This is a genomic window from Lactobacillus sp. CA30L, assembly GCF_059900845.1.
The window spans coordinates 175,525-201,743 of sequence record NZ_JBWXGB010000004.1 but is presented as its reverse complement, the minus strand read 5'-3'; the positions used below and the strand labels follow the sequence as shown (position 1 = coordinate 201,743).

At 41.6% G+C, this 26,219-nt stretch carries 32 protein-coding genes and 1 riboswitch; of the genes, 19 read left to right on the top strand and 13 right to left on the bottom strand.

All coding sequences use genetic code 11. The features are described 5' to 3' along the window. Nucleotides 1–4 precede the first annotated feature (4 nt). Together AC2JF8_RS06395 and AC2JF8_RS06390 are read right to left on the bottom strand one after the other, a co-directional pair. The gene (locus AC2JF8_RS06395) at nt 5–616 is read right to left on the bottom strand and encodes an ATP-binding cassette domain-containing protein (RefSeq protein ID WP_500762160.1); all 612 of its coding nucleotides are present in this window, start codon (nt 614–616) and stop codon (nt 5–7) included. Beyond that, a complete protein-coding gene (locus AC2JF8_RS06390; protein ID WP_500762158.1) occupies nt 613–1,593 on the bottom strand; it encodes a hypothetical protein in 981 nt (326 codons plus the stop codon). The genes AC2JF8_RS06395 and AC2JF8_RS06390 overlap by 4 nt, the downstream gene beginning before the upstream one ends. 488 nt (nt 1,594–2,081) lie before the next feature. On the opposite strand from AC2JF8_RS06390, the gene AC2JF8_RS06385 reads away from it, so the two are divergent. Genes AC2JF8_RS06385 through AC2JF8_RS06375 form a run of 3 tightly spaced genes read left to right on the top strand, consistent with a single transcriptional unit; the run spans nt 2,082 to nt 3,175 of the window. Then, nucleotides 2,082–2,717, top strand: coding sequence for a helix-turn-helix domain-containing protein (locus AC2JF8_RS06385; RefSeq protein ID WP_500762156.1), 636 nt, complete (start codon nt 2,082–2,084; stop codon nt 2,715–2,717). After that, nucleotides 2,683–2,895 carry a hypothetical protein gene (locus tag AC2JF8_RS06380; RefSeq protein ID WP_500762155.1) on the top strand — a complete coding sequence of 71 codons (213 nt, stop codon included), beginning with the start codon at nt 2,683–2,685 and terminating at the stop codon, nt 2,893–2,895. The genes AC2JF8_RS06385 and AC2JF8_RS06380 overlap by 35 nt, the downstream gene beginning before the upstream one ends. Nucleotides 2,896–2,947: 52 nt before the next feature. Next, nucleotides 2,948–3,175 carry a helix-turn-helix domain-containing protein gene (locus AC2JF8_RS06375; RefSeq protein WP_500762153.1) on the top strand — a complete coding sequence of 76 codons (228 nt, stop codon included), beginning with the start codon at nt 2,948–2,950 and terminating at the stop codon, nt 3,173–3,175. A 295-nt stretch (nt 3,176–3,470) separates the two neighbouring features. Here the strand turns inward: AC2JF8_RS06375 and AC2JF8_RS06370 are convergent, their stop codons facing one another. From AC2JF8_RS06370 to AC2JF8_RS06355, 4 genes are all read right to left on the bottom strand, one after another. Then, complete coding sequence (locus AC2JF8_RS06370) at nt 3,471–3,737, bottom strand: hypothetical protein (protein ID WP_500762151.1); 267 nt, start codon at nt 3,735–3,737, stop codon at nt 3,471–3,473. Nucleotides 3,738–3,756: 19 nt separating this feature from the next. Beyond that, nucleotides 3,757–4,386: a hypothetical protein gene (locus tag AC2JF8_RS06365; RefSeq protein ID WP_500762149.1), complete on the bottom strand. Its 630-nt coding sequence runs from the start codon at nt 4,384–4,386 to the stop codon at nt 3,757–3,759. Nucleotides 4,387–4,700: 314 nt separating this feature from the next. Further along, nucleotides 4,701–5,549: a helix-turn-helix domain-containing protein gene (locus tag AC2JF8_RS06360; RefSeq protein ID WP_500762147.1), complete on the bottom strand. Its 849-nt coding sequence runs from the start codon at nt 5,547–5,549 to the stop codon at nt 4,701–4,703. A gap of 52 nt (nt 5,550–5,601) precedes the next feature. Then, a complete protein-coding gene (locus AC2JF8_RS06355; protein ID WP_500762145.1) occupies nt 5,602–6,426 on the bottom strand; it encodes a helix-turn-helix domain-containing protein in 825 nt (274 codons plus the stop codon). A gap of 227 nt (nt 6,427–6,653) precedes the next feature. Here AC2JF8_RS06355 and AC2JF8_RS06350 point away from each other — a divergent pair, with 227 nt between their 5' ends. The 3 genes from AC2JF8_RS06350 to AC2JF8_RS06340 all read left to right on the top strand — a co-directional run bounded on the left by AC2JF8_RS06350 (nt 6,654) and on the right by AC2JF8_RS06340 (nt 7,839). After that, nucleotides 6,654–6,926, top strand: a complete 273-nt coding sequence (locus AC2JF8_RS06350; protein ID WP_500762143.1) for a hypothetical protein — start codon at nt 6,654–6,656, stop codon at nt 6,924–6,926. Between the two features lie 63 nt (nt 6,927–6,989). Next, a complete protein-coding gene (locus AC2JF8_RS06345; protein ID WP_500762141.1) occupies nt 6,990–7,346 on the top strand; it encodes a hypothetical protein in 357 nt (118 codons plus the stop codon). Nucleotides 7,347–7,545: 199 nt separating this feature from the next. Further along, on the top strand, nt 7,546–7,839 hold the full coding sequence (locus AC2JF8_RS06340; RefSeq protein WP_500762140.1) for a hypothetical protein: 294 nt from the start codon (nt 7,546–7,548) through the stop codon (nt 7,837–7,839). Between the two features lie 95 nt (nt 7,840–7,934). Here AC2JF8_RS06340 and AC2JF8_RS06335 read toward each other — a convergent pair whose 3' ends face one another. Then, complete coding sequence (locus AC2JF8_RS06335; RefSeq protein ID WP_500762138.1) at nt 7,935–9,449, bottom strand: SLAP domain-containing protein; 1,515 nt, start codon at nt 9,447–9,449, stop codon at nt 7,935–7,937. Between the two features lie 314 nt (nt 9,450–9,763). Between AC2JF8_RS06335 and AC2JF8_RS06330 the strand changes: the two genes are divergently transcribed. Together AC2JF8_RS06330 and AC2JF8_RS06325 are read left to right on the top strand one after the other, a co-directional pair. Further along, nucleotides 9,764–10,054, top strand: coding sequence for a hypothetical protein (locus AC2JF8_RS06330; RefSeq protein ID WP_500762136.1), 291 nt, complete (start codon nt 9,764–9,766; stop codon nt 10,052–10,054). 427 nt (nt 10,055–10,481) lie between these two features. After that, nucleotides 10,482–10,865 (top strand): hypothetical protein, encoded by a 384-nt coding sequence (locus AC2JF8_RS06325; protein WP_500762134.1) that lies wholly within the window; start codon nt 10,482–10,484, stop codon nt 10,863–10,865. Nucleotides 10,866–11,221: 356 nt separating this feature from the next. Here AC2JF8_RS06325 and AC2JF8_RS06320 read toward each other — a convergent pair whose 3' ends face one another. Next, nucleotides 11,222–12,310, bottom strand: coding sequence for an NAD(P)H-dependent flavin oxidoreductase (locus AC2JF8_RS06320; protein WP_500762132.1), 1,089 nt, complete (start codon nt 12,308–12,310; stop codon nt 11,222–11,224). A 120-nt stretch (nt 12,311–12,430) separates the two neighbouring features. Here AC2JF8_RS06320 and AC2JF8_RS06315 point away from each other — a divergent pair, with 120 nt between their 5' ends. The 4 genes from AC2JF8_RS06315 (at nt 12,431) to AC2JF8_RS06300 (ending at nt 14,476) form a co-directional block, all read left to right on the top strand. Further along, nucleotides 12,431–13,351: a LysR family transcriptional regulator gene (locus tag AC2JF8_RS06315; RefSeq protein WP_500762130.1), complete on the top strand. Its 921-nt coding sequence runs from the start codon at nt 12,431–12,433 to the stop codon at nt 13,349–13,351. Nucleotides 13,352–13,558: 207 nt separating this feature from the next. After that, on the top strand, nt 13,559–13,903 hold the full coding sequence (locus tag AC2JF8_RS06310; RefSeq protein WP_500762128.1) for a hypothetical protein: 345 nt from the start codon (nt 13,559–13,561) through the stop codon (nt 13,901–13,903). Between the two features lie 83 nt (nt 13,904–13,986). After that, a complete protein-coding gene (gene relB / locus AC2JF8_RS06305; protein WP_500762126.1) occupies nt 13,987–14,211 on the top strand; it encodes a type II toxin-antitoxin system RelB family antitoxin in 225 nt (74 codons plus the stop codon). Then, nucleotides 14,204–14,476: a type II toxin-antitoxin system RelE family toxin gene (locus tag AC2JF8_RS06300; protein ID WP_500762124.1), complete on the top strand. Its 273-nt coding sequence runs from the start codon at nt 14,204–14,206 to the stop codon at nt 14,474–14,476. The genes relB and AC2JF8_RS06300 overlap by 8 nt, the downstream gene beginning before the upstream one ends. Nucleotides 14,477–14,826: 350 nt before the next feature. Here the strand turns inward: AC2JF8_RS06300 and AC2JF8_RS06295 are convergent, their stop codons facing one another. Further along, nucleotides 14,827–15,144: a hypothetical protein gene (locus tag AC2JF8_RS06295; RefSeq protein ID WP_500762122.1), complete on the bottom strand. Its 318-nt coding sequence runs from the start codon at nt 15,142–15,144 to the stop codon at nt 14,827–14,829. 249 nt (nt 15,145–15,393) lie between these two features. Between AC2JF8_RS06295 and AC2JF8_RS06290 the strand changes: the two genes are divergently transcribed. From AC2JF8_RS06290 to AC2JF8_RS06270, 5 genes are all read left to right on the top strand, one after another. Beyond that, complete coding sequence (locus AC2JF8_RS06290) at nt 15,394–16,251, top strand: Rgg family transcriptional regulator (protein WP_500762120.1); 858 nt, start codon at nt 15,394–15,396, stop codon at nt 16,249–16,251. A gap of 504 nt (nt 16,252–16,755) precedes the next feature. Continuing rightward, nucleotides 16,756–17,037 (top strand): hypothetical protein, encoded by a 282-nt coding sequence (locus AC2JF8_RS06285; RefSeq protein ID WP_500762118.1) that lies wholly within the window; start codon nt 16,756–16,758, stop codon nt 17,035–17,037. A gap of 585 nt (nt 17,038–17,622) precedes the next feature. Further along, nucleotides 17,623–17,997, top strand: coding sequence for a hypothetical protein (locus AC2JF8_RS06280; protein WP_500762116.1), 375 nt, complete (start codon nt 17,623–17,625; stop codon nt 17,995–17,997). A gap of 865 nt (nt 17,998–18,862) precedes the next feature. Continuing rightward, on the top strand, nt 18,863–20,185 hold the full coding sequence (locus tag AC2JF8_RS06275; protein WP_500762242.1) for a replication-associated recombination protein A: 1,323 nt from the start codon (nt 18,863–18,865) through the stop codon (nt 20,183–20,185). 52 nt (nt 20,186–20,237) lie between these two features. Next, nucleotides 20,238–21,152 (top strand): alpha/beta fold hydrolase, encoded by a 915-nt coding sequence (locus tag AC2JF8_RS06270; protein WP_500762114.1) that lies wholly within the window; start codon nt 20,238–20,240, stop codon nt 21,150–21,152. A 66-nt stretch (nt 21,153–21,218) separates the two neighbouring features. Here AC2JF8_RS06270 and AC2JF8_RS06265 read toward each other — a convergent pair whose 3' ends face one another. Next, nucleotides 21,219–21,455 (bottom strand): hypothetical protein, encoded by a 237-nt coding sequence (locus AC2JF8_RS06265; RefSeq protein ID WP_500762112.1) that lies wholly within the window; start codon nt 21,453–21,455, stop codon nt 21,219–21,221. A gap of 151 nt (nt 21,456–21,606) precedes the next feature. Here AC2JF8_RS06265 and AC2JF8_RS06260 point away from each other — a divergent pair, with 151 nt between their 5' ends. Together AC2JF8_RS06260 and AC2JF8_RS06255 are read left to right on the top strand one after the other, a co-directional pair. After that, the gene (locus AC2JF8_RS06260; protein WP_500762111.1) at nt 21,607–22,155 is read left to right on the top strand and encodes a hypothetical protein; all 549 of its coding nucleotides are present in this window, start codon (nt 21,607–21,609) and stop codon (nt 22,153–22,155) included. A gap of 138 nt (nt 22,156–22,293) precedes the next feature. Beyond that, nucleotides 22,294–22,686 (top strand): hypothetical protein, encoded by a 393-nt coding sequence (locus AC2JF8_RS06255; RefSeq protein ID WP_500762109.1) that lies wholly within the window; start codon nt 22,294–22,296, stop codon nt 22,684–22,686. Nucleotides 22,687–22,784: 98 nt separating this feature from the next. Here the strand turns inward: AC2JF8_RS06255 and AC2JF8_RS06250 are convergent, their stop codons facing one another. The 3 genes from AC2JF8_RS06250 to AC2JF8_RS06240 form a co-directional block, all read right to left on the bottom strand. Further along, entirely contained in the window at nt 22,785–23,534 is a 750-nt protein-coding gene (locus AC2JF8_RS06250) for an amino acid ABC transporter ATP-binding protein (RefSeq protein ID WP_500762107.1), read from the bottom strand. Beyond that, the gene (locus tag AC2JF8_RS06245) at nt 23,534–25,150 is read right to left on the bottom strand and encodes an ABC transporter substrate-binding protein/permease (RefSeq protein ID WP_500762105.1); all 1,617 of its coding nucleotides are present in this window, start codon (nt 25,148–25,150) and stop codon (nt 23,534–23,536) included. The genes AC2JF8_RS06250 and AC2JF8_RS06245 overlap by 1 nt, the downstream gene beginning before the upstream one ends. A 111-nt stretch (nt 25,151–25,261) precedes the next feature. Next, nucleotides 25,262–25,437: riboswitch (Lysine riboswitch) on the bottom strand. 127 nt (nt 25,438–25,564) lie between these two features. Beyond that, nucleotides 25,565–26,197, bottom strand: a complete 633-nt coding sequence (locus AC2JF8_RS06240; RefSeq protein WP_500762103.1) for a DNA-3-methyladenine glycosylase — start codon at nt 26,195–26,197, stop codon at nt 25,565–25,567. Nucleotides 26,198–26,219 lie beyond the last annotated feature (22 nt).

Here is a 26,219-nt window from a genome sequence, read left to right as displayed (position 1 = left end):
GGTCTTACCCCCGCACCAGTCGGTGGTGCTCCAGGGTCAGCGTTTCATCGACAATCGCCTTAACCTCATCCTGGTAATGCGAAGCCATGATAATCAGCTTGCCGCGACGTGCTAAAGCAGATAGTTCCTGGTAGAGCACCTGCCGGCTATCAGCGTCCAAGCCATTATTGATTTCATCCATTAACAGGTACTTGGCGTCGCTCAGTTCGTAGAGGGCAACCACGAGCTTTTGCTTCATGCCCAGCGAATACTTCCTGATTGGCGTCTTGATGTAATCGGCCATCTCCCAGCGTGCGATTATTGCAGCCAGGTCCTGCTCCGAGTGCCACTCGCTCTTGACGAACTGCATGTAGTCATGCCCCGAGAGATTCTTGTCGAACCAGTCGCTGGTTTCCAGGTAAAAGACCTGACTCTTGACGCTAGCAAATTCTTGCCCGCCAAACAAAACCTGACCGGAGCTAGGAGCAAGCAGGCTGACCATGGCCCGCAGGACACTGGTCTTGCCCGTGCCGTTGAGCGCGTGCAGCAAGTAGATCTTGCCGTCTTCAAAGGTAAAAGTGGTATCTTTGAGAATAGGTTCACGCAGAGTGAGACTTAAATTTCTAACTTCAATCATTTGGTTTTCCTCCCTTTCTGGGCTCTTTGAGCCATAAGCCGATTTAAAAACAAAAGCACTGCAGTTCCCAGCACCAAGACTATGATGCCATTTGTGAAATTAACCTGCGGATAGGTGACCAACTGCGTTTCATCCGCAAACACGTAGGCGTTACTAATGCCAAACATGCCGTCGACGGGCTGCAGGGCGAAGAAGTAGCTCATCGGCAGGAACTGGGCAAAAGCGCGTGCGGTAACCACGTATTGCGGCAGCACCATGCCGCCGATAAGTATTAGTACGGCTGTAAATAAAGCCAGTAACCTATTCTTAAACAGCTGCACGATGAGCAGGACCGCAGCCGCAATAAAGGCAAAACTAAACAGTTCCAGAATTAAGGTCGGCAAAAACAGCTGATACATTGGTGTGAAGGTATATTCCTTGGCCCCGGCATTCATGCCCATCATCGGGTAGTTAAAGTTGCCGGTGCCAAAGAAGATGCTGGGCAGAAGAAAAATCAGCAGGAAGGCAAGCAGGAAATAACCAAAGCCAATGAGTGAACCGCTAGCAAATTCAGTGAAGACAAGCCTTTTTTGCGGAAGGAGGTTGCCCAGACGCATGCGTTCAAAGTAGCCGGCGGAAAACAACTTCGTCAAAATAAAGATCACGGCCAAAACAGCTAATGGCGGAAGAACTTCCTGCATCATCTCTAATACGAAATATCCACCTTTAACGGAATAGTGTTCATTTTCCTCAGGTAAGTTATTTTGAGCTAATATTTTTAGTTGCAAAAGATCCCGTTTTATTACTGCTAATGTTGTGTCATTTAAATTGTTACGTTTAGCATCTGCCAAATCAGCCTTTTCTTGCTTGATTAGAATATGATATGCATTTTGCCATTTGTTTTGCTGGATTGCAGCGATGAGTTTTTGACTTTCTTTAACATCAGCTTGAACTTCTTTAAAGTCTGCACCCAATTCTTTTCTAGCTGCACTATCCACATTTGCTTTTTTTAGCTGACGTCGATAATACTTAACATTTTTTCTTTGTATGACTAAATTTTCCTGGGCTTGTATCAAATAATGATTCATATTTCTAATATGGTAATTATTCTTCCAAAAGTAGAAACACGTTAGTAAAATTGCCAGCATACTGATCCAAATGAACTTGCTCTTAAGCACTCGTTTAAACTGCAAACTAATTAATGACATGGTAACCGCCTCATAATCCAATAAGAAAATAAAAAGCCGTCAGATTGAAGTGAATCACGAAAGTTAAACTTCAGTCTAACAGCCTTTCTACAAAAAAAGTTATACTAACATTAACTTATTAAAAATAGATTCTAACATTATCATTTAAATAAAATTTATTAATTCATAGTATCATGTATTTAGCAGTAAGTGTGTGCATATTATTCACAATCAGGAACTTTATGACATTATTATTGAGTTTTTCACAAAAAAATAATATTATGAAAGGATTTGTCTATATGAGTAGCTTTGGCAAAACCATCCGTGCCCTCCGAATGTCGCGCAAGATGACCCAGCAAGATTTGACTAACAATCTTTTCGACCGCAGTGAGCTTTCCAGAATTGAGCACACCGAATTAACGACAACTTACAAAAATGAAATTGCACTGATTACGCGGCTGGGACTTACGCCCAATGAGTTTGAATATATCAGCAACGGTTACCAGGAGAGCACCAAGAATCAGCTTTTGCACCGCTTCTTTAGTCTGTGTACAAACAATCGAAAAGCTAAAATTGAGCAATTATTGCAGGATTGCCGCACGGTTAGCAATGATGGTGACATTAAGCGCATTGCCGTCATTCTTAATGCCTTAGCGCTAATTGATGAACCCAACGGAATGATTAAGGCACAAAAATCAATTCGACCCATCTGGTTTGATTACCTGGCAAAAGTCAAGATTCTCACCATAACCGATATCTATATCCTGAATTCAATGCTGTTTGCCTTTGATTACCAGACCGCTAACGAAATTATTGCTGCGATTGACACACGGTATCCATTCGAAAAAGCACTAAGAACTAATATTTTAATTAACCAGGCAACAGTTCAAATGCGGGAGCATGAATTTACTCTGTGTTACAAACAATCAAACTAAGTTGGAGCCGGCGCTCAAGGACCTTGACCAATACCATAAGCTTCTGGTAGTTAAAGCTAGAATTGCAATTTGCAAGCATGATAAGGCTGAGGCTCTGAAGCAGATTGATTTGCTTCGTAAAATCGGTGCCGAGCAGTGGGCCACTAGCCTCGAGCAGGAATTGACGGAATTTTTTTAAATCTAGCGGGCGAGATTGGCCGCTGGAATTGCTAGCGCAAGGGAGCATAAAAATGGAAATTGGTAAATTGCTGCAAAAATACCGTTTGATGCAAGCCAAGACCAAAAGGGCCTGGGCGGGCAACGTGCTTAGTCCGTCTTTTTACGCGCGCGTTGAGCGGGGACAGAATCGGATATCGGTGGAAGATTTGATTGACCTGCTGCATGCCAACGAGGTTTCGGTGATTGAGTTTTTTGAGCAGCTAAATTCGAACTGCCTGGTTGCCCATATCCCATATTAAGCTAAAAGAGCTAAGATTGTAGTCAAGAAAATAGCACAAGCTATATGCTAGCATGATAATAAATCAAAATATTATAAAAGCATATAAGCAGTAATGATTGAGAGTCAATGAAATTTGTTTTAATTACTGAATTATGTAACAAAATATACGACTTCGATTAAATATCGGAATCGTGTATCAATTGTTGCTTAATGTTAAAATATCTAACTTTTTAGTAGCACTTCATATCTAAATAAATAACTTAGCATACAGTGTCTAGCTGTTATGGAATACCCTATAAATTGGACGTTTAGAACTATCTATGTTTTGAATCATTAAAAATGAATTTTTTAATTCCCCAATATAACAGCATAAGCACGAATACCTGAATTACTCCTATAGTAATGCTAACGATATTCAAAGCGGTGAAGTCGCCGCGAATCAGGTAATATGCAATTGCTGGGGCAAAGATTATCCCAAGTGCAATTGGAATAAAGAACTTATTAACAAAGTGAAATTGATCTTGTTCATGATATTCTAGCCCTGCAAATAAGAAAACTAGTAAAAGAATAAACCATAACATAATTTTACCTCATTAATTATTATAAAACTCCAATAGTATAGGTTCCTATCCACTTATTGATATCCATGTATAAGTAATTGTGGGGGTGAGTATTATTCATGTAATTTAAATCACTTTCAATTTTTGCATAATATGCTGAAAGAATGCCCAACGAAAGGGCACCCCCTACAACTTGTGCAGTTTCTAAATCGTGGTCCATATCATAAACAGCCCTATTACTTCTGAAATAGTAACGTGTTCCCCAAACAAAATCTTTGTATGTATAGTGGACACCACTCCTTACTAGAGAACCAGTACTGTATGATTTATCGCTAGCAATGGTAGCATGAGTTCGCTTGACATTTTCATTAGTTGTTTCAATTTGATTTTTAATTGTATCATATTGCAGTGGACTTAAAATATCCTTGACACTTGGATCCAAAACGTATTGATTATCTTGCACTTTAACGTATTTATCAATTTGATTTGCCGTCTGCTGCGTAAATTGTGAATTTCCTATTTCTCCAGTAATTTGCGACGGTACAGATTTTTGAGAAGATCCTTGTTCTACTGTAGCTGCGGATACTTGACTAATAGTTGAGATTGCAACTGGCGCGATCAAGCTTAAAACAGCAGCAGCTTCACTTAAGACTTTAATTGATTTTTTCATTTTAGTTACCTCGTTATATCAAATCTAACTTTATTATAATTTTTATCTAAAAACTACATTATAAAATCAATGAATCTTATTCTTTCATAATTTATTCCTCCTAAGTAAAATTTATTATTTCTTGTTGTATCTATTCATAATAATTATAATAATTGAACGTAGTAACTCATACATTGTTGTCACCTCACAATTAAAAAACTATAAAAGTTAACTTTTATACAGCTATAATAACCACTTTTTATTAAGCAAATGCCAAACTAGCATATTTGCTACTTTTGGAGCAAATATGCTAGTTTTAAAAATATATCGATAAATTATTTATTTTTGGCGAGAAAATCTTCAAGCCCTTTACTGTATTCGGTCATGCCTGACTGGGCAACATTGCGGATAACGTCACGGCACTGATCCAAGTAACCTTCTTCTGGCTTTTTGCGATAATTAAGCAGGCTTGTAAAGAACAACAGCAGGTTTTTATAGAAGTATGTTTCTGGCGTAGTAGCAATTTCTTCGCCACTGTCGATAAAGAACTGTGCCTCTTGGTTGCGGTGTCCCTTAATACAAAAGATCAAAATGTTATTTATTATTCCCAGAATATATTTTTGAATAGTAACCGAATCATTGTCTTTAAACTGCGTGACAGCGCGTTTAGCAATGATTAAATTATTGTCTAGGTTGTAGAAAGCTATACAGTTGCAGTAAAGTTTAAGAATGTCAACATCAAAACTGTCGGCAACAAAGATTCGTTCCTTTAGTTTTTTCAGAGTAGCGGAATCAATGCTAGCATAATCATCGTCGTTAATGGCTAGGTAGATGTCCAACAGCATTCGGTGATCTTCCTTGTTTGGCAACTCGCTCTTGATAACCTTATCATAAAGCTTGAGCAGGTCGGCTTTTTCCCCGTTATAATACGCCTTGTTAGCAGCAAGGCGAAATGCTCGTTCTTGTGCCATTATTAGGTGGTCATGTGGATTCAGCTGCTCAAAAAACTCAATCACCGAAACCTCGTTGGCATGCAGCAGGTCAATCAAATCTTCCACCGATATCCGATTCTGTCCCCGCTCAACGCGCGCGTAAAAAGACGGACTAAGCACGTTGCCCGCCCAGGCCCTTTTGGTCTTGGCTTGCATCAAACGGTATTTTTGCAGCAATTTACCAATTTCCATTTTTATGCTCCCTTGCGCTAGCAATTCCAGCGGCCAATCTCGCCCGCTAGATTTAAAAAAATTCCGTCAATTCCTGCTCGAGGCTAGTGGCCCACTGCTCGGCACCGATTTTACGAAGCAAATCAATCTGCTTCAGAGCCTCAGCCTTATCATGCTTGCAAATTGCAATTCTAGCTTTAACTACCAGAAGCTTATGGTATTGGTCAAGGTCCTTGAGCGCCGGCTCCAACTTAGTTAGATTGCTTGCAGCCAGAGTAAATTCATGCTCCCGCATTTGAACTGTTGCCTGGTTAATTAGAATATTTGTCCTTAGTGCTTTTTCGAATGGATACCGTGTGTCAATCGCAGCAATAATTTTCGCAATGATTTCGTTAGCGGTCTGGTAATCAAAGGCAAACAGCATTGAATTCAGGATATAGATATCGGTTATGGTGAGAATCTTGACTTTTGCCAGGTAATCAAACCAGATGGGCCGAATTGATTTTTGTGCCTTAATCATTCCGTTGGGTTCATCAATTAGCGCTAAGGCATTAAGAATGACGGCAATGCGCTTAATGTCACCATCATTGCTAACCGTGCGGCAATCCTGCAATAATTGCTCGATTTTAGCTTTTTGATTGTTTGAGGCTAGAGTAAAGAAGCGGTGTAAAAGCTGATTCTTGGTGCTCTCCCGGTAACCGTTGCTGATATACTCAAACTCATTGGGCGTAAGTCCTAGACGCGTAATCAGCGCAATTTCATTTTTGTAAGTTGTCGTTAATTCGGTGTGCTCAATTCTGGAAAGCTCACTGCGGTCGAAAAGATTGTTAGTCAAATCTTGCTGGGTCATCTTGCGCGACATTCGGAGGACACGGATGGTTTTGCCAAATTCATTCATGTCTTTGTTTCCCTTAAATTTATGATCCCTACTATAACTAACTATACTCCATATTAACCAGTTAATTAAATAAATAGTAATATTTATATTAAATATATAAATATATTATTAAAAAGTTCGCAAATGTGAATGAACTGCACACTTTCAAGAACATTTGCGTGGTATTATTAATTTAGGAATAAACGGAAGAGCGCTCTTAGTTAATTTCCCGTAATTATTATGAATAGATGCCAGAGGTAAAAATTATGTTATGGTTTATTCTTTTACTAGTTCTCTTATTTGCTGGGCTAGAGTACTACGCAAGAAATCAATTTCACTTTGTTAATAAATTCTTTGTTCCGATTGCGCTTGGAGTAATCTTTGCCCCAGCAGTTGCATATTACCTGATTCGCGGCGACTTCACCGCTTTGAATACCGTTAGCATTACTATCGGAATAATTCAGGTATTCGTGCTTGTGCTAGTATATTGGGAACTTAAAAAAATCATTTATCGTGATTAGAAATATAAAGACCAAATGTATCTAGCTATTTTGGTTCTTCTATAGTTCAAAGAGGCGACAGCAATGAGCGATAATCAACAATTTGTCAAACTTATTTTTCAAATTGGGCAGTTAATTTTAGTAGTTTGTGTAATAATAGCCGCATTCTATGTGAAGAGGCATGAACGTGAAATTTTCAATAGGCCACGGCTCTACTCTAAAAAAGTCGAAATATTTTTATCCTGCATTCCCTTTTTACTACCATGGGGTGCGCTTGTAGGCTACTTCATCTTCCCACTGAAATCAAACTTCGCAATCTACGTTAAGCGTGTAGTGGATGTTTGGCCGTTGATTTTATTGTGCACGGTTTGGACTCTGATTATCGTGTTGGCAATACGGTATGACCTGAAGCTGCGCAAGAAGTACGGCGGTGATGCGTAATCATCGCTGATGTGAATTTCAAAATAAACAGCTCAATAATTTTTTACAGGGGCCTAACACTTAGTATGCAAAAGGTATTGGCCTCTTTTTTGTGCAAAATCTTTTCCCTAAAAAATGGCAAATACGTTATTTCTTGTTTTGGGCAATTTAGCAGAATATAATAGGTGCTACAAAATAATTGGTGGAAGGGGCGTTAACAATGCAAAAAGCAGATAATTTCGTAAAAAAATACTGGCTGACCTGCGGCCTGATCGTTCCGCAGCTTATCCTAGTCTTCTTGAGCAAGCTTTTCGACCATTCGCCGCGTGGCCTGGTCGTGCTCGCAGCCTGGGGCATCGTCACGCTTGTAGCCGCCTTGGTGGCAGATAATTATGCAGAGCGGGCCGAGGCGACGGCGCAGGTAACGAAGCGCAGAATCTGGGCCATCATTATCATTATGCTCAGCATGTACGCGCTCCTGGGTGTGAGTGAGTGGTTCTTGCTTCACGCATGAAGGCTTGACGCAACGCAATTGGTAAAGTAATTGTGGCCAAAACAAAGAGACTAGCTCCTGGTATTAGGAGTTAGTCTCTTTGTGCTTATTTGAACCTAGCTTGACTGCGGGAAGTTGAGCGTGGTCATCTGCGTTCTGGTGGTCTTGAGCAGCCATGTGGCTTCCTTGACTTGGGCCACCGTCGACTTGTTGGAGCGCAGAACGAGGGACGCGTTGACCAGTGCGTTTTTGTAATCGTCCGTGAACCTGACGAGGCTTGGCTTGCTGCTGGATTCCTGTGATTGTTTGAATTCTTTTTGCAGGTCCGCTTTGTCTGCAGTAGTTGCGATCTTCTGGTCGGCTTGGGCTTCTTGCGGCGTGTTGACTGGTGTCAGTTTAAGGCCCCGCGTGTACTTGACGTCGCTGGCCTTGATGAAGCTGTTAGTCCGCATCAGCTTGTCGGCATCGGACTCGATTACCTGACCGTTCTGACTGTCAAAGCGTGGTCGTTCAACTTCGCTACCGTCGCTGTTAATAATAGTATTGGAGGACTCGGAACCGTTCAGGTAGTGGTAGTACAGTTCGGCCTTGCCGCTGGCCGCATTCCAAATGTAGAAGAGGCCATCAACCGGAATTGTCTCTTGGTCGCGGCTTGCGATGCTGCGGCCGTTTAGCTGGCCGCTGGCATCATAGAGCTTAACGGCACCTGCTGTAGATGAAACGGTGGTGTAGGCCAGGTCATAGTAGACCGTGATAGGCAGGTCAATTCTGATCTTAATGAAGTCATCCTTGATGTATTCGTCCGGGTAGTCATGCAGGCGGTAGACGTAGCCGTCGAAGTCCTCGGATGGTGGGTCAACCGCCAGGTCAATCTTGATCTTCTGGCCCTTCTTCAACATGTGCTTGGTTTTAGCTCTCGTTAGGGTCTCCGTGTAGGCACTCTTTAAAACGGTTGCGGTAGTTACGCCATTATAGCGGGCGACCTCACCGTCGATACTGGCAACGTTGTGGGCGTTAACGTAGCGGTTTTTGCCCACGGCGTAGTAGTACTTGCCCTTAATCTGGCGGGTCGGCAGGTAGCGGATGAGCTTCTTGCTGGCCGGGATGTCATATTGGTAGTAGAAGTACTTGGGCATGGTCTCGGTTGTCTTGACCTGGCCCTGGTAGCTAACGATGTCGTTCTTGGCCAGCGTTTGCCACGTGGCCTTGCCGCTCTTGGTGTAGAGCCGGGACTTGTGGTTCAGGACCAGCTTGCCCTTCTTGATGTTCTTGCCCCCGATTTCCTTGATGTCGGCGGCATTGAAGTAGAGGCCCTTGTCCACGCGGTAGTATTCCTGGCCGCCAATCAGCTTCGTGCCAAGGTTGGGGTAGCCCTCGGTCTCGACGGGGTCGGTGTGGTAGTATCCGTTAACATCGGCAACGTAATAGGACAATTCGTGGCCCTTTTGGGCCTTGATTTTTTGTCCTTTGTCGTCATAGACGTAGGCCACATTAGTCAGATTGATCAGGGACTTCTCCTTCTTGGCGGTGGCGGCCTGTACCGGTTGAATCGTGCTGAAGGTGGTTAGAAGTGGGCTGGCGGCGAGCACGAATGCTGCCAGTCCCGCACAAATTTTGGTAGAAAGCTTCATATAATATAACCTCACGTAAAAATCGTTTGATTGTTTCCTACTATTATAGCGCATTCTTGTGTCATAAAGCGCTGGATTCCGCCAGCACTCTTGCACTTGGTTTTAGTAAAGAAGCGGTAAATTAAGCGTTTTAGCAGCCGAACAAGTTTATAATAGTGGTAAAGAAAAGGGGACTTATGATCAAACCGAACGCTTCAAGCATTAACCGGGATGCAAAAAGTTGGTGTTTTTAAAGCAGGAAGAATGTTTAAGGTTCAATCTCGGCAATATAAAGGTTGGAGCTGACGATAATAATGATTAAAAACAAGCCTACGATGAAAGAACAACAAATACTAACTCGTGAGTATAAGATTTTATGGCTCATTACACTATGCGAATTCTTGGTGGTTTTAATCTTACCGCTTTTCAAGCTTATGGAATTAAGCGTTGGTGTTTTATGTTGTCATTGGCTAACTTTAGGGGACTTATTTACGACGTTTTTTCAACGCAAACATATTAATTCTATTATAAGCCTGATTTTGGGCGGGCTATTGGCTCTAATAGTTTGTGTTATTCTGTTTTTTTATATTTTTTGGGCATCAGGCAACATGCTTTTCGTCAAATGATATATATTAATTGATTATTATTGTAATTGGATATTTACCAGGGTCAGCGATATTGAGACATTTAATGACGCCTTTTATGTGGACAGTCCAACATTTATTTAGTATAATCTAATTAATTTTTAATACTATCTAAATTTTAAGATCGAGGTGAATTTATGGAAACAAATAAAGATTTTTTAAGTACATTGTTTGCAACCATTTTGGCCTTCATTTTTGGCCAATTATGGTTTCTCAGCTTCTCAAAGAGGCATTGATAGGAGAGGATTGAAAAATTATCCGCAAGTTTAGTGAAGTTCGGTTGACCTCCTTGTGAACTGACTCTTTTATGAATTCTATAATATTTTTATTGAGCATCGGGCCGCGGCTTGGTGCTCTTTTTAACAACAGCCTTTTATAGGCTAGTCCATCGTGGGCGGAGGAAATAATCATGCGCAAGAATCCCTATAAAATCAGTACCTTTATATTGAGCGTTCTACTTGTCATCACGTTGTTTTTCTATCACGATGCCACTAAAAGGCCCCCCACCGTAGTAGGATCTTTTTCTTATCATGCGGCTGCAGGAAATGATAATGTAATGATTGCTTTGGGATTATTCCAAAAAAATTATTATCGACTTTATTTTCAGGGCAAGGAATTTGATCGCGGAACCTATATAGAAACAAGTGATAATGTATACATGTTAAAGCCCAAAAAAGGCATTAGCGGAACTATGATAATTACGAATAAAGAAAAATATTTATATTATCCCAAGTTAAAAGAGAAAGTAATAATCGTTAAAAAGAATTCGGATGATCCGATTATATTAAAATAATCAAAAACTCAAAAAGCGTTCCTAGCGGCTGTATCAAATCTAGCCACAGGACGCTTTTTGCTTATTTCTCTAATTAGCCCACCCAGCCAACCGGTGTCCGACCTGAGCACGAAGGAGGCGTTGGTCAACTAGTAATCATATCTTTATGACCGTATTTTTCCATATTGCTTGACTACTTAAGTTGATTCAAAAGAGCTATCACTATATAGCTTATTTGTGCTACAAAAAAAGCACTTATCAAATAAGTTTGATTCGATAAATGCCTTAAAAGACCCGTCCTAACTTTTCCTAATGTCCTAACTTAATGACATTGTTCTGTGAACTGGGATTTTTTTGTTTGCATAGTATTTTCATTATTAAGAATTGAAGCCATTATCTAAACGATCAACGATCTGAGCTGCCGGTTCAATGGCATGAATGAATGTAATTCCTAAGCCGAAAGAAGCAATACCTTTACTCAAATCACCCACGAGCATCCCTTGCCGTAAATTATCATAATTACCAGAAGCAATCCAAATCTCATCGGCAGTTGCACCATCTTTATCCATTTTCATTAATTTATTTGGTAATTCACCAGGCAGTGAACGATAAAAACTATTAGGTGCTCTAAACATCACCATATCTTCAGCAGTAGTTTCAAGCATTTTTTGCTTAATATTATCCGCCATTGGTGCTTCTTCGGAAGCTAAGAAAGCTGTACCAGCATAAATTCCTTCAGCACCTAAATCTCTGACAGCCTTGGCAGTTCTTTTATCTGTAATCCCACCGGCTGCAATTACTGGTACATCGTCTGAATAATCTTTCACCATTGGAATGGTTGGTAAAGTACCGACTACCTTAGCTGGTACTGTCCCTCCTTCATCAAAACCAGTCGCAATAATAGCATCCACACCTGCCTGAACCGCTGCCTGAATAATCTTAGGTCGTGGCGTGCCTGGACGAAAAATATATTTAATCCCATTTTCATGAAATCTGTCAACCCATTCAGGAACTAACACACCGCTACCAATAACGGTTTTAATACTTTCATCGATCGCAACTTGTAAAATCCCCTCAGTCATTTGATCAACGCTAATATCATATTCCGCTTCATAACCTTTATCATTTGCACTCATCTCTGCTTGATCCGTTAATGATATAGATTTTCTTTGACTAGCACCACTAGCCGCATCGACATCCGATTTTTTTCTACCAAATGGTGAAACATTCAAACCAAAAGGTTTATCAGTTAAAGTTTTAGCCTTTTTAACTTCTGCTCTTAATTCCTTTATTCTTGTAGGAATATCTGGGGCAAAATGATCTTGACCTGGAGCTACCATCGCTAAAACACCAAAACCACCCGCGTTAGAAACGGCAGCCACTAATTTTGCGTTAGTTAAATATGCCATTGAGGCTTGAATAATTGGCTTTTTAACTCCTAACAATTTTGTGATTCGATTTGTCATTTTATTTACCTCTTCTTATAAAGCTCATTTCTAGTTAACTTATATGTTATTATAGAGGCAGTCAAATGCTAAGACTAATACTTTTTAAGTTATTAAGTATAACTAAATAGAAATACTAAAATGAACAATAATCTTCTCTACATAATCCTGCAAGCCTGTAATTATTCGTCTACACTCTCAGAAATCGCCAATAAATTATATTTTAGTCAGCCTTATATTTCCAAGGTACTGAAAAAAGCCGAAAAAGAATACGATACAGTTTTAGTTAATCGTAAAGAAACTCCGATTACTCTCACAAAAAGTGGGCTTCTAGTGTTAGAACATTTACAAATAATCCATGAAGCTAAATTAGATTTAAAAAAAGCTTTATTACAAGACAAAGCTAATCAAGAACGTGCGTTGAATATTCTGGTCACTAATCCATTCTTGTATCCAATAGTGCTTGATATTTTAACTAGACACAGTCAAGAAGATTCTGACTTTTATTTTAATTTATCAAGCAGTCCCATTGCAGAGTCAACCATTAAAATTATTGCCAACCATCACTTTGATTTAATTATTGGACGCAAGTATATTGATAGTAGTTTAATTACTCTTGCTTTACCACGTAATCCAGTTTATGTTTTCATTTCTAGTCATTGTCAAATTTATGATAGGCATCAACAATTTTTGCCCTTTATTTCCAAATATCTTGACGGTATGAAAGAAAGTACTTTTGTTCTTTTTGAAAATTCAGCTGGAGTTCAAGATTATATTAATAAGCGATTCAATGAGGTAGGAATTCATATAACTAAAGCTATTCAGGTTGAATCTGTAATTGACGCTATAAACACTGCAATATCTCTTGGACATAAAGGAATGGCCTTAACTAACCAGTATATTGCCAAAAAGCTCTTTCCAGCTAACGATTATAACTTATTAAACTTGCCAAAAAATACCCTTAATTTTGACAATGCAATTATGTATGAAAAGGGTGCTAATGAACAAATTAATGACTTAGCCAATTTTCTAAAAATAAATTTAAGTAAAATAATAAATTAGTAAATTGTAGAATAAAGTTGAACACCCTACTTGATCTGATGGATGCGATTCAATCTTCTCTCATATAATTCATCAGGTGTGTGGTAGGCTAAGATCTTGCGAGGCCGCCAGGCCAAGCAGAATCTCCTTGGATAGTTTCATTTTTAATCTCACAGATTAACATCAATGCTATTGCCCTTAGTACAGCGCTTCCTTGCCCGCGTTGATATGGCTGCTTATTATATTTCACTTTTCGCTAAACGCGACCATTACACCATGCATGGCCCGTACTATAATCAAGCTTACGGTGTCTTTATAGCCCGACGCTATTCTTGTGCTGGCACGGCGGATGCCATGAAAATGGTTTTAAATAAAATGGGCTTCAAGGCCAAGCACGTGCACAAGAACAAGTATACCCACCAGTGGTGCACCTTAAAGATGGATGGTCGCAAGGGCTATGCAGATGGGGATGCCGGAATTGCAAACTATGGTAAATATTTTACGAAGAAGATTGACACAATTAGGGTTCCTAAAAATAGTATTGCTCAAAAGAAAATGGATGGTTTAATTTAAGTAAAACATTTAATTTTTAGACTACGATTGAAGCCTTACAGGTTATTAAGAGTATAATAAGCGTAGTTAGGAGGTTACGTACAATGGTAGTTACATCTATTCGCTTTCCGGAGAATGAATACAAAAAGGTTAAGAAAATGGCTGACTTTGCAGGAACTAACGTCACTGCATTTATGCGCGCGGCCATTTTAGAAAAGATTGAAGACCAAGAAGATTATGCTGACTGTGTGGCAGAGACCAAAAAAATGAGGGGAACGGTCGCACGTTCAGAGGTTATGAGAGAAGTTTTTGGTACTGAGGATGAGTAAATTTTCATGGAAGTTTTCTGATGTTGGATTCAAAAAATTTAGAAAATTAGATAAATCAGTTCAAAAAATTATCTTAAAATGGCTAGAAACTCATATTCAGGGCGCAAGTGACGTTAGAATCTGGGGCAAGGCTCTAGAAGGAAATCTGCAAACATATTGGAGATACAGAGTAGGCAAGTATCGTATTTTAGCAGAGATTCATGATCAAGAATTTGTTGTTTTGGTTGTAAAAGTGGCTAAAAGGAATGACATCTACAAAAAGTAGATAGATTGCATAGTTATGCAACTATAAGGCAAGATTATGTTACTTGGTATCTTGACGTGATAAAAAACAGCAGTAATAATTACATGAAAATAGCACTGAGAAAATTGATTCCAGTGCTATTTTTGCTTTTGAACAACTTAAAAATAATCGAAAATTGCAATTTTAAGTTGAACACCCTACTTGATTCGATAGATGCGATCCAATCTTCTCTCATATAATTCATCAGGTGTGTGGTAGGCTAAGATCTTGCGAGGCCGCCGGGCCAAGCAGAATTTCATCGATGGATGTTGCGGTGCGGTCGCCCTGACTTGGCCCCGTGGCATGGCATGTGGCGCTAACTTCATGCTCCCTTAGAAGAACCAGTCAATTGCTGTATGGATGATAATTATGAAAATAAAGATGATAAAGAGGCCCTTGACCTGCCTCTTTGTTCGCATCGCAGCTGTATCGGCCCCGCTGGCATAATTATCTGCCAGTATGCATACCAAGAAACTCGATACGCCCCAGACCGTATATATGATGGTGCCCAGGTGGTTGCGCCTTAAAATCATACCGATAAGATTGGGGATGATTTCCACAAAAATGTCAAGGAAAGTGATAATAAGGGTGATAGGATACCTATAAGCAAATTTTTTGATTAGGCTCATTAGTTTCTTCTTTGATTCCATGATTTGATTCTCCCTTGACAAGCAAGCTGATAGTTCTGTTTTAAGTTTTTATAGCTTATAAGAATAATATCAATTGAGTTTATATATTATATTGCCCCGTGATACCATTAGCAACTGAAAAAGTCTTGACGTCTTCTACAGTCACTTTAAGATTGGTTTGTTTTAAGGATTATGTTAAGCTCGATTGGTATGGTGGATTAAAGCGGAGTAAAATATATTTGAGATAGCAATCATAAAGAGGTAATAAAAATGACTATTGGTGAATTGCTGAAAAAGTATCGGGTAGAACAAATGAAAACACAGAAGCAGTGGGTAGGAAATATAATAAGTCCTTCCTTTTATGCCAAAGTTGAGAAAAATATCCATCGGATAACTGTAGAAGATTTACTTGCGTTACTTCATTACAATAAAATATTAGCAATAGATTTTTTTAAGAGGCTGGATCAAAACGATAAAAATAATTATGAATTTGAAAAGGAGATAATTAATCAAATAGTAGACGCATATTATCAACAGTCAAAGTCAAAATTAGAACAGATTCGTCGAATGGTAATAGCTAGCAATCTGCCTGATAAAGATGAGCAGCTTGCTTTTATTACAGGTTATATAGCGCTGTTAGATAATGATTTTAGAGGTTTAGATGAGCAAACTAAAGTCCAAATTAAAAATCGCTTATTTAATATTTCGGACTTTGATCGAAATGATTTATATCTGTACTGCAATTTTATGAGTTTTTATGATCTCGACAGTAATTTAATGCTTTCGAAAAGATTAATTCGTCATTTTAAAGATGATAGTGATGTAATTGTTCAAAAGGCGATTTTAAGTATTATTAGTAATTTGTTAATATTTTGTATTACAGCAAATAGATATGATGAAACAACATTTTTTATTGAAGCTGCTCAGCAAATTAATATAAATCCCGATTTAGCATTTTATCGAGGTACGTTGGTCTTTTTTGAAAGCTTAATCGCTAGTCACTATCAGCAACAAAAGAATAATTTAGAAGACTGCCAAACCATAATTGATTTTTTTAACTTGATTGGAATGAGGGAGTATAGCGAGCAATTACAAGATTTTATGCAAAAAGGGGGCCTATTTGACTAAAAATTGTCGAATACGCCAATCTTTAATTTTATTTTTCTCTTTAATTATATACTAAAGGCATAAACGAATAGGCATATACATCTAAATTAGGAGGCAATATTATGAACGATTGGCTACGTGGTACACCAATTATTATTATTTTTCAGTGAAGGAGATCGTATTGTGAAAAATAATGATGTTGATAGATATGAAATAAGTTTAGATGGATTGCTTATAAAGTTTAGGCAAAAATAATTAAATTTTAAAAGGAGTAATAATCATGAAATTAAAGAAAACAATATTACTGGATTAACCACTTTAGCATTAAGTCCGGTTGCAGCAGCTCTAGGCAGTGGTGTTCTTACGACTCAGGTAGTACATGCAGATACTGTCACGGCTACACCGAAAAGTGATGATAGTAAAGTAGTCAAAACTTTTACTAATAAAGAAATTTTCGACAATCTTGAAGCTCAGGGCTATGATGTTAAAGCAATTTTAGGCGAAAAAGAATATAATGCTGCTTTAATGCAGGACCTGACGCGTGCTGGTGGTACGTACATTACAAAACAGAAGCATGGTTTTACAGTTTATATGAATAGTGCAATAGTTAAGGGAATTGTCTGGGGTGGTTCAGGTGCTGCTGCGGTCGCCGTAGGCGCAGGGTTAGCCGCTGTCGGCGCTGGTCCTGCAGTAATTGGTGCCGTATCTACGGTTATTACTAATCTTGCTTCCAGTGTAAATACTTCAAGGGGTATTTACGTTAAATTCAGTAATAAAGGTAATTTAGTTAGTTGGGGATATCAATAAAGCGTACGCCATAATTGTTAGGAAGAGAAGATGACTGGTATGGAAACAATTAAAAAGTATTTCGCTAATAACAGAAAACGATATCAAGAAAAGCCAAAAAAGCTAAAGGGGTATGAGTGCATTTCTGTCATGGCGCTATGCGTACTATATTGTATAATAATTAATGCTATTGGAGGATTATCCTGGCCATTTTGGAATAGTACTTCTAATCTGCTAATATTTGTAGTTGGTACTATCATACTTGCTATTACAATCTTCTATTCTTATAAAGTAACTGATTATTTTTATTATAAATATAATAAATAAAATTATATCAAAATAGTTTTGACCACCATGATTTTTGGTGTTCTTTTTCTTTTTTTGCAGGACGAGCTGAAACCTTTTTAGGCTCTGCGACTTTTTTCGCCCATTAGTTGTAATTGCTGCGATTGATCGAGCAATTTCTGCATCTGATCAAGCTATGGTATACTAAGTCTATAAACGATTAGTATTAATTGATAATATGGAGTGGGGAATAAAAATGGCAGGATCTAGTGGGTCGACTACCAATTCTTACCGTTAATTCTATAGGTGTAGATGTAGATTATGAAAATAAAACTTAGTAAAATTTTTCCTATTTCAATAGGTATTATATTATTAATAATTGCGATAAAAGATTTCTCTCCTTGGCGTAGTCCAAAAGAAATAATAATAGGACTATTAACATTAGCAGTAGCATTATGGCCCACAAGTAAAAATCAAAAAACAACTTCTTCTGAAACAGATTACTTAGTTGATCACAAAGTTGTAATTTATTCGGAACGTATTTATTTAACGATGTTCTTCGTCTTTATAGTTTTATATTACTTAGATGGGAAAAATATTTTACTGGGTGTTATATCTATTTATTCGGTATTACTTTGGCTTATTCAACAAGTAATAATAATTGTTTTAGAGTTATTAAAAAGTAAAAGAAAATAATTGATTTTAGAAGCATACATTATGAAGAAAAATAAATTTTTAAAATATACAGCATTAGGTGGAAGTCTATTAGTTCTCGGCTAAACTTTAGCTATTCCTGCTAATTCAGTGTTTGCCGCAACTAATGATAGTGATGACATTGAACAAGTTTCTCAGCAAGATACCGAATATGATCCATCAGAAAATGTAGTGTTTACACCACAAGATCTAGCGAATGCAAAAGTGGTTTTATAGAAGTAATTGATCATTATACAGGAACTACAGAGCATATTATTTATTCAGCATGTTGTAGTGTTGGTATGTTTCCCACATGGGCTCACTTGGTAACAAATACGATTACTTTGTTTATCTAATATAATACATAAGTTTTATTACTATGTAGCATTTGAAAGTTTAAATAATCGAGTAATCAAAACGGTTTTGACCACCATAATTTATGGTGGCTTTTTTCTGTTTTTCTTGGACGGGCTGGAATTTTTTTAAGCTCGGCGACTTTTTTCTTGGCCATTAGCGGTGGTATGGGTGAAAGTGGATAGAAAATAAATTCTGTTATCTTTTATATTTGTCATATCCAGCTTATTTATGGCAAATATGACAGTTTTATCAATAAGAACAAAAAAGCAATTATAGTATTTATACAAACAAACTACACAATCTGACGTGATTATGAAAATATATCATCATATAAAAAGCATTCACCATGGCCAAGATATGGGGACAATGTCCTGCATGTGGCAATGGAAAAGAATGGATTGGGAGTACTTAAGTATTTTCCATTATATGACATTTTTGATATGCTTTATTCTTCCGTGCCTGTATAATAAAGAAAAAGACAAGTTTATGGACTAGCAAAGAAGATGTCATGATGAAACAGGAATCATTGTTTGCGGGCAACGGCGAGAACACGCCGCTGGCCAGCCGCGTGCGGCCGCGCAGTTTAGCTGAATTTGTTGGCCAAAAGCAGCTGCTGGGCAAGGGGAAGATTTTGCGGGACCTAATCGACCACGACCAGGTGACCTCGATGATCTTCTGGGGTCCGCCGGGCGTGGGCAAGACCACACTGGCGGAGATTATTGCGCATCAGTCGCAGTCCACCTTTTACCGCTTCAGCGCCGTTGACAGCAGCATCACCAAGATTCGCAAGGTGATGAAGGAGGCGGAAGCGGCGCACGACCTGGGGCAGAAGACGCTGGTCTTTATCGATGAGATTCACCGCTTCAATAAGGCCCAGCAGGACGCTTTTTTGCCTTACGTTGAACGCGGCACGATCACCCTGATCGGCGCAACCACGGAAAACCCGTCGTTTGAGGTCAACTCGGCCCTGCTTTCGCGCTGCAAGGTCTTCGTGCTGAAGCCGCTCGAGGTTCAAGATATCGTCCAGCTGCTCCAAAACGCGCTCGAAAATCCCCAGGGGTTTGGCAAGCTGCACGTTGCAATCAGCGACCAGGAAGTTAAGGCGATTGCCAAGTTTGCCAACGGTGACGCCCGCACCGCCCTCAACACGTTGGAGATGGCGGTGTTGAACGGGGACAAGAAAGGCGACCAGATTACCGTGACGATGGCTAGTTTGAGCCAGTTGATTACGCAGAAGTCCGTTTTGTATGACAAAAACGGCGAGGAGCACTACAACATCATCTCGGCGCTCCACAAGTCGATGCGCAACAGCGACGTCAACGCCGCAATCTACTGGCTGTCGCGGATGCTCGAAGGCGGGGAAGATCCGCTCTACATCGCCCGCCGCCTGGTTCGGTTTGCCAGCGAGGACGTGGGCCTGGCCGATACCAACGCCTTGAATCTGACAATCAACGTTTTTCAGGCCTGCCAGTTTCTGGGGATGCCCGAGTGCGACGTCCACCTAGTTGAGGCCGTGACCTACCTGGCCCTTGCGCCTAAGTCCAATGCCATCTACAAGGCGCGCCTGGCGGCCGCCAAGGACGTGAAGGAGACGATTGACGAACCGGTTCCGCTACAGATTCGCAACGCCCCGACCAAGCTGATGAAGGATTTGGGCTACGGCAAGGACTACCAGCTCGCGCATTATGCGAAGGACAAATTGACGACGATGAAGACCATGCCGCCTAGCCTTGAGGGCCACGAATACTACCTGCCGACGACCCAGGGGCACGAGGACCGCTTCAAGATGCGGCTGGAACAGATCAAGAAGTGGCACGAAGAACATCCGGAATAGGTTGTTTAAGAAGTAATAAGAATTAATTTTTGGGGAATGATAGGTAGATTAAGTGAGTACATCAATTATTGAAAACGTTCAAATTAACAATACTAAGCTTTATTTTTCGATTAGTAAAAATCAAAAAAATAAACCAATTATATTATATTTACATGGTGGCCCCGGAGATTCTTGTATTCCTTTAACTAAAAAATATAATGCTGAATTAGAAGAAGCGTTTACTTTTGTTAATCTTGAACAAAGAGGCAGTGGCCTTTCATACTATCGATTTTCAGAAACAGAAAACCTGACTGTGCAAGTTATTTTAGATGATATTTATAAATTTGTGCTTTACTTGTTGGAACGCTTAGACCAAAAGCAATTGGTTATCATGGGACATTCTTGGGGCTCGATTCTTGGTCTTTTGTTCATTCAGGTTCATCCAGAACTCGTGTCGCAATACGTTGGAATTGGTCAAGTTGTCAACATGAAGAAAACTATCGAAGCACAGAAAGCTTTTTTGACAAAACAAAATAAAGCAAATCCCAAAATCAGTCGTTTAGATTTTGATAAAGATTCAGTGGCTGTTAGTTTGACTTTGACAAAAGAAATTGTATCTCATGGGGGATCAATATATGGTGCTAAGAATTATCGAAAGTTAATACTACCATTTATCTTTTCAAAAGATTATTCACTTAAAGATTTGATTCATCGTTTACAGGGCTCTAAACAGTCAATTCAGTTCTTTTTGAAAGACGTAATGAACATTAACTTTGAAAACCAGCTAAATTATGATGTGCCCATACTATTTTGTGAAGGTCGCAATGATTTTCATGTATCATCTAAACTTGTTTCAGAATATGCCAAAAAAATCTCAAGTCCATGTAGAATTATTTGGTTTGAAAATTCTGGTCACTTTCCACAGTGGGAAGAAGCATCTAAATTCAACTGCGATATTACAAAATTTATGAATAATGTGCATAAATAAATCTTTAATCAAGTAAAAAGCAGCGGTTACTGGCGCTAATATAAATAATGGCATCGGTGCTGGCGGCTACATTAAAGCTGGCAACGTCAGCCAAATTGCTGGCAAGCCGCTGTAAGCTGCTGAAGCAACCGTTAAAATCAAGGATAATTTTACTAAAAGTCCTTTTACTACTGGCATTGGTAAAGATAAAACTACAATCAAAAATGGTAAAACCCTTAAAGCTGATCGTATTACTACATTATCAAGCGATCCTGAAGATCTCATAGTATACCGGGTTAGTGGGACAACAAGTGCTTTTATCATCAAAAAGAGTGTAAAAGCCAAACCACGGCAAAATTTAAAAGTCTATACTAAGTACACTTATATTTCATTTTTACAAGAAGCAGCTACCTATGACAATTATGGCGCTAAAAGGTCTACCGCGCTTATACACTCTACCTTTTTACCAGGGGATATGTATCCCGTTGAAGAATTGACTTATCTATGGGTCCCTAGTGAGAATAAAGCAGAATTGTTTTATTTATTGAAATATTCTTGGGAACCATTTACACTCTCTTCACCGGCAAACTACGTTGGTAATCCACGTTATGGCGATGGTCTTGTCTATGTTAAAGCAGACAACACTAAGTATCTGTCTGGACCATTCCTAAAGCCAGACAATACGCCCAAGCAAGCACAAATTGAAGCAAAAACCGCCACTGCAGCGGACAAGGAAGAATTACAAAAATTAATTGATCAAGCCAAAACTATTCCTGCTGAAAAACTGAGAGCAGCTACTGATCGTAATTACGATTATAAATATACTTTACAATTTGCCAAAGATACGGTTAAGTCTACTACAGCAAGCATTTCCGCAGTAAAAGAAGCTGCCTCTCTATTAGAACAGGCACAAAATGATGTCATTAACACCACGGATGAGCAAGATAAAATTGATAACATACTAGATGGAACCAATCCGGACTTCAATACAACCCCTGGCTTTTATACCAAGAACAGAAAATAGATTTTAGCTGAGTACTAACTCCCGCTGACCGGAAGGAGCTGGTCATCTTAATTTTCGCTCATAAAGCAAGCGCTTGCGAATAATTGGGCGTATAATTTGCAGTGAAAAGAGCTTTATTAGCTGAAGGAGGCTGAGGGAATGCTGGCAATGAAATTTAGTTCATACGTGGCGCTGGCTGCGGACGTGAATCCGCAATTGATAAACCGCATTAAGGATATTGCGACAATTTTGATTCTGCTTTTGTGCGTGGTGCTGTTGGTCTACACGCAGAGGCACAAGGCTGAGGTCTACGGCCAGCCGCGGCTGTATTCCAAGTTTTATGAACGTGCGCTGATGGCCTTCATCATCCTTCTTCCGTGGGCCGGCCTGTTCTGGTACTTTATCTTTCCGCTTGCGGCCAGCCCCGCGGTCTACGTCAAGCGCGTGGTGGACGTCTGGTTCTTGATTGTCCTGTGCGTGGTCTGGACGGCGATCCTGCTGCTGGTATACCGCCACGACCTCAAGATGCGCAAGAAGTACGGCGGCGACTAGCACGGCTTTCTATTCAAATACCCTGGCACGCTTAGCGTCAGGGTGTTTTTGTGCATAAAAACAGGCGCCCCTTGCTCTCAGGGCACCTGTTAGTGTACTTAATTGTTTTGGAAGTTGCTGAGGAACTTCTCCGTTAGTTCATTTTGCGGGTGGTTGAAGATCTGGTCGGGCGCGCCCTCTTCGGCGATGACGCCGCCGCTGATGAAGAAGATCTGGTCGGAAATATCGCGGGCAAAGGCCATCTCGTGGGTCACGATGACCATGGTTAGGCCGGTTGTCGCCAGGTTCTGCATGACGCCCAGCACCTCGCCGACCATCTCGGGGTCAAGCGCACTGGTCGGTTCGTCGAAGAGCAGGATCTCGGGGTCCATGCAGATTGCCCGGGCAATCGCTACCCGCTGCTGCTGGCCGCCGGACAATTGCTTAGGTCGGGCGTTGACGTATTCGGCCATGCCGACCTTTTCCAGGTTAGCCAGAGCCACCTGCCGCGCCTCTTCTTTGGAACGCTTTAAGACTAGCTCCTGACCCACCATGCAGTTGGCGAGGACGTTTTTGTTTTCGAACAGGTCGAACTGCTGGAAGACCATGCCGACCTTGGCCCGGTAGATGTTGCGGTTGTAGCCGGGATCCAGGACATTTTGCCCGTGGAATGCCACCTCGCCGGCGGTTGGCTCTTCTAAGAGGTTAATGCAGCGCAGCATGGTTGACTTGCCGCCGCCAGACGGCCCGATGACCGTGGCAATCTCGCCCTTGTTGATGTCAAGCGAGATGTCGCGCAGGACCTGGTGGTCGCCGTAGGACTTTTGAATATTCTTCAAGCTTAAAATCGGTTCGTTTGCTTCAGTCATTAGTGGTTTCCTCCTTGCTTATTCGTTGTTCCCACTTGCACCTGGTTGGCCATCAGGTTGTAGTTCTTATTGCCTTCGAGGCGTTTTTCAATGAAGTTGAAAATCCGCGTGATTGTGAAGGTCAGAATCAGGTAGATGGCGGAAATAGTCAGGTAGGTTGGGAAGAACTTGAAGGTCTGACTGGCAACGGTCGTACCGACGAAGAACAGCTCGGATACGGAAATGATGCTCAAAACCGAGGTGTCCTTGATGTTCACGATGAACTCGTTGGTGATTGAAGGCAGGCAGTTCTTGATTGCCTGCGGCAGGATAATGTGCCACATCCGCTGGTTGTGGGTCATGCCCAGGGCACTGGCAGCCTCGAACTGGCCCTCCGGCGTCGACAGGATCCCACCACGGATAATCTCGGCCAGGTATGCCCCCGTGTTGATCGAAACGATGAACAGGGCGGCGGCGGTCCGGTCAATGTTGATGTGCCAGAACTGCGCGATGCCGTAGTAGATCACCGCAGCCTGCACCATCATTGGGGTGCCCCGGAAGACTTCAATGTAGACGGCGAGTAGCCAGTTGACCACCTTCATCAGCCACCTTTTGCCCGTGGTGGCAGGCGTCGGGATGGTTCTGATGATACCGACCACCAGGCCGATCAGGAAGCCCACGATCGTACCGACGGAAGCAAGAAGCAGTGTCATGCCGATTCCGCTCATCAGCATGCCGCCGTACTGCTTCCACATGGAAACGAGCCAGCTTTCCTTTTTGCCCTTCTTGTTATTGTCGGTCTTGGGCTGCACCTTGATGGCGTTGGTCATGAGCTTGCCCCGCTCGGCTTCAGGAATTGTTGCCAGGGCGCTGTTGACCTCTTTTAACAATTTCTTATTGGGCTTAGCAATCCCGATTGAGGTGACCGATTCTTCCTTGGTTACGTGAAAGCCGGCCATCTTGCTGATCGGCACGGCCTTGATGTCGGGGTCGACCATCTTGAAGGAGGTCGACTCGGTATCTTCGGCCAGGTAGCCGTTGATGGTCCCGGAGATCAGGCTCTGGCGCATGGCGGCGAAGTCGCGCATGGCGGTTTGGCGCTTTGCACCGGGCAGCTGCTTGATCATTTCGTAGTGGGAAGTACCCTGCTGCGCGGTGAGCTTGGCACCCGTGAAGTCGCGCAGATTCTTGGCGCTAGCGTACTTGCTGTTGATCTTGGTGATGACAACGAAGGTGCCATGCCGGTAAGGCTGAGAAAAGTTGATGGCCTTTTCCCGCTCCGGCGTTGGACTCATGCCGGCGATGATCAGGTCGGCCTTGCCACTGGTTAAGGCTGGCAGGAGGCCGTCCCACTCGGTCTTGACCACAACCACCTTTTTGTGCAGCCTTTTAGCAATAATCTTGGCGATTTCGACGTCGTAACCGTTGGCGTAGGTGTGCGAGCCCTCAATCGGCACGGCGCCGTTGGCGTCATCGGTCTGGGTCCAGTTGTAGGGCTGGTAGTTGGCCTCCATGGCCACCTTGAGCGTGCCGTCGTCCTTCTGGGCGCTGACTTGTCCCAGTCCCGCGTTGACGCATATTGCCAGACTGGCCAGCACCGCTGTGAGTGCCGCCAGCCACCTGTATCTTGACTTCATTTTGAAAACCTCCGAAAAATCTTTTTCAAATAAAGCCAATACAATAAAAGCGTAAATAAAAACCCCGTTGCTTGACAAAACAACGAGGTAACAATCTAATTCATTTTTAGATAAACAGATAGCGCTCCCTAGTCACTAACTAGGACAGTCTGCAGGATGTTCTCCTGCAGCCCAACCAAAACACCAAACGAATAATGTTGTGATTTCGGCGGCAGCCCTTACGCTGGCCCTTTGCGTGTTCGTTCACTCAGGCTAGGTTCGTGGCTTCCGCGACCTCTATTGCATTGGAAATTATTCAACTTAAAAAAATAATAGGCTATTCGGATCTACTTGTCAACCGCATTGTTAAAAATATTTTTATAAATATTTAATTTTTCTGCACCCCTGACGGTGGGTCAGTGCCGGTCATGGTCCTCACGCCCAACCGTTATCGGGCAGGACGGCGCGCTTCTTCATCCGGGACACGTAGGGGTTGCCGGCAACGTAAAAGCGCAGGGGCTTTGTCGCCCATTCCCGCTCCGACTGGTTGACACCGATGCGGGGACCGGCTGCAATCCGGCGCGCCCGTTTTTGGTGGCGGTCGTCCAGGTCAATGGCAAAGGGCGACTCCTGCAAGGGGTGCAGGTCCCACTTGCGGCTGTGGATGCCGAATGCCTGCATCATCCGGGCCGGGCCGCTGGTCAGGAGCACGCCGCTTTTGCCGTTCCGGTTGACCTGCATCTGCTCTAGGCCCCAGACGGGTTCGATGGCCCGAATGAGGATCCCCTGCGGCTCGTCTTCCGCCTGCGTTGCCACGTCGAAGAAGAAGTACTGCCGCTGCGCGTAGATATAGAGCGTGCCGCCGGTGCGGTACAGGCCCTCATTGGCGGGGCTGCGGTGCCCGCCGTACGAGTGTGCCGCCCGGTCTTTTTTGCCGAGGTAGGCCTCGGTCTCGACGATGTAGCCGCCCATTGTTTGGTCGCCATTATCAAAAATCAGGGGCCGCCCGATTAAGTCGGCCGCAATTGCAGCGGTCGGCCTGTTGGTGAAGTAAGTTGTGTAATCCATGTTCCTTGCCCGTAGTATACTA

Bases quoted from the DNA above. Each gene is read 5' to 3' on its own strand.
- AC2JF8_RS06265 (WP_500762112.1), bottom strand. From the start codon at position 21,455: ATGATAAAAGCACTTGTTGTCCCACTAACCCGGTATACTATGAGATCT.
- AC2JF8_RS06365 (WP_500762149.1), bottom strand. From the start codon at position 4,386: ATGAAAAAATCAATTAAAGTCTTAAGTGAAGCTGCTGCTGTTTTAAGC.
- AC2JF8_RS06355 (WP_500762145.1), bottom strand. From the start codon at position 6,426: ATGAATGAATTTGGCAAAACCATCCGTGTCCTCCGAATGTCGCGCAAG.
- AC2JF8_RS06275 (WP_500762242.1), top strand. From the start codon at position 18,863: ATGAAACAGGAATCATTGTTTGCGGGCAACGGCGAGAACACGCCGCTG.
- AC2JF8_RS06280 (WP_500762116.1), top strand. From the start codon at position 17,623: ATGAAAATAAAACTTAGTAAAATTTTTCCTATTTCAATAGGTATTATA.
- AC2JF8_RS06395 (WP_500762160.1), bottom strand. From the start codon at position 616: ATGATTGAAGTTAGAAATTTAAGTCTCACTCTGCGTGAACCTATTCTC.
- AC2JF8_RS06325 (WP_500762134.1), top strand. From the start codon at position 10,482: ATGCGCAAGAATCCCTATAAAATCAGTACCTTTATATTGAGCGTTCTA.
- AC2JF8_RS06250 (WP_500762107.1), bottom strand. From the start codon at position 23,534: ATGACTGAAGCAAACGAACCGATTTTAAGCTTGAAGAATATTCAAAAG.
- AC2JF8_RS06260 (WP_500762111.1), top strand. From the start codon at position 21,607: ATGTATCCCGTTGAAGAATTGACTTATCTATGGGTCCCTAGTGAGAAT.
- AC2JF8_RS06335 (WP_500762138.1), bottom strand. From the start codon at position 9,449: ATGAAGCTTTCTACCAAAATTTGTGCGGGACTGGCAGCATTCGTGCTC.
- AC2JF8_RS06375 (WP_500762153.1), top strand. From the start codon at position 2,948: ATGGAAATTGGTAAATTGCTGCAAAAATACCGTTTGATGCAAGCCAAG.
- AC2JF8_RS06295 (WP_500762122.1), bottom strand. From the start codon at position 15,144: ATGGAATCAAAGAAGAAACTAATGAGCCTAATCAAAAAATTTGCTTAT.
- AC2JF8_RS06245 (WP_500762105.1), bottom strand. From the start codon at position 25,150: ATGAAGTCAAGATACAGGTGGCTGGCGGCACTCACAGCGGTGCTGGCC.
- AC2JF8_RS06300 (WP_500762124.1), top strand. From the start codon at position 14,204: ATGAGTAAATTTTCATGGAAGTTTTCTGATGTTGGATTCAAAAAATTT.
- AC2JF8_RS06360 (WP_500762147.1), bottom strand. From the start codon at position 5,549: ATGGAAATTGGTAAATTGCTGCAAAAATACCGTTTGATGCAAGCCAAG.
- AC2JF8_RS06340 (WP_500762140.1), top strand. From the start codon at position 7,546: ATGCAAAAAGCAGATAATTTCGTAAAAAAATACTGGCTGACCTGCGGC.
- AC2JF8_RS06330 (WP_500762136.1), top strand. From the start codon at position 9,764: ATGAAAGAACAACAAATACTAACTCGTGAGTATAAGATTTTATGGCTC.
- AC2JF8_RS06345 (WP_500762141.1), top strand. From the start codon at position 6,990: ATGAGCGATAATCAACAATTTGTCAAACTTATTTTTCAAATTGGGCAG.
- AC2JF8_RS06350 (WP_500762143.1), top strand. From the start codon at position 6,654: ATGCCAGAGGTAAAAATTATGTTATGGTTTATTCTTTTACTAGTTCTC.
- AC2JF8_RS06290 (WP_500762120.1), top strand. From the start codon at position 15,394: ATGACTATTGGTGAATTGCTGAAAAAGTATCGGGTAGAACAAATGAAA.
- AC2JF8_RS06310 (WP_500762128.1), top strand. From the start codon at position 13,559: ATGGCTGCTTATTATATTTCACTTTTCGCTAAACGCGACCATTACACC.
- AC2JF8_RS06320 (WP_500762132.1), bottom strand. From the start codon at position 12,310: ATGACAAATCGAATCACAAAATTGTTAGGAGTTAAAAAGCCAATTATT.
- AC2JF8_RS06240 (WP_500762103.1), bottom strand. From the start codon at position 26,197: ATGGATTACACAACTTACTTCACCAACAGGCCGACCGCTGCAATTGCG.
- AC2JF8_RS06285 (WP_500762118.1), top strand. From the start codon at position 16,756: ATGCAGGACCTGACGCGTGCTGGTGGTACGTACATTACAAAACAGAAG.
- AC2JF8_RS06380 (WP_500762155.1), top strand. From the start codon at position 2,683: ATGAATTTACTCTGTGTTACAAACAATCAAACTAAGTTGGAGCCGGCG.
- AC2JF8_RS06255 (WP_500762109.1), top strand. From the start codon at position 22,294: ATGCTGGCAATGAAATTTAGTTCATACGTGGCGCTGGCTGCGGACGTG.
- relB (WP_500762126.1), top strand. From the start codon at position 13,987: ATGGTAGTTACATCTATTCGCTTTCCGGAGAATGAATACAAAAAGGTT.
- AC2JF8_RS06385 (WP_500762156.1), top strand. From the start codon at position 2,082: ATGAGTAGCTTTGGCAAAACCATCCGTGCCCTCCGAATGTCGCGCAAG.
- AC2JF8_RS06315 (WP_500762130.1), top strand. From the start codon at position 12,431: ATGAACAATAATCTTCTCTACATAATCCTGCAAGCCTGTAATTATTCG.
- AC2JF8_RS06370 (WP_500762151.1), bottom strand. From the start codon at position 3,737: ATGTTATGGTTTATTCTTTTACTAGTTTTCTTATTTGCAGGGCTAGAA.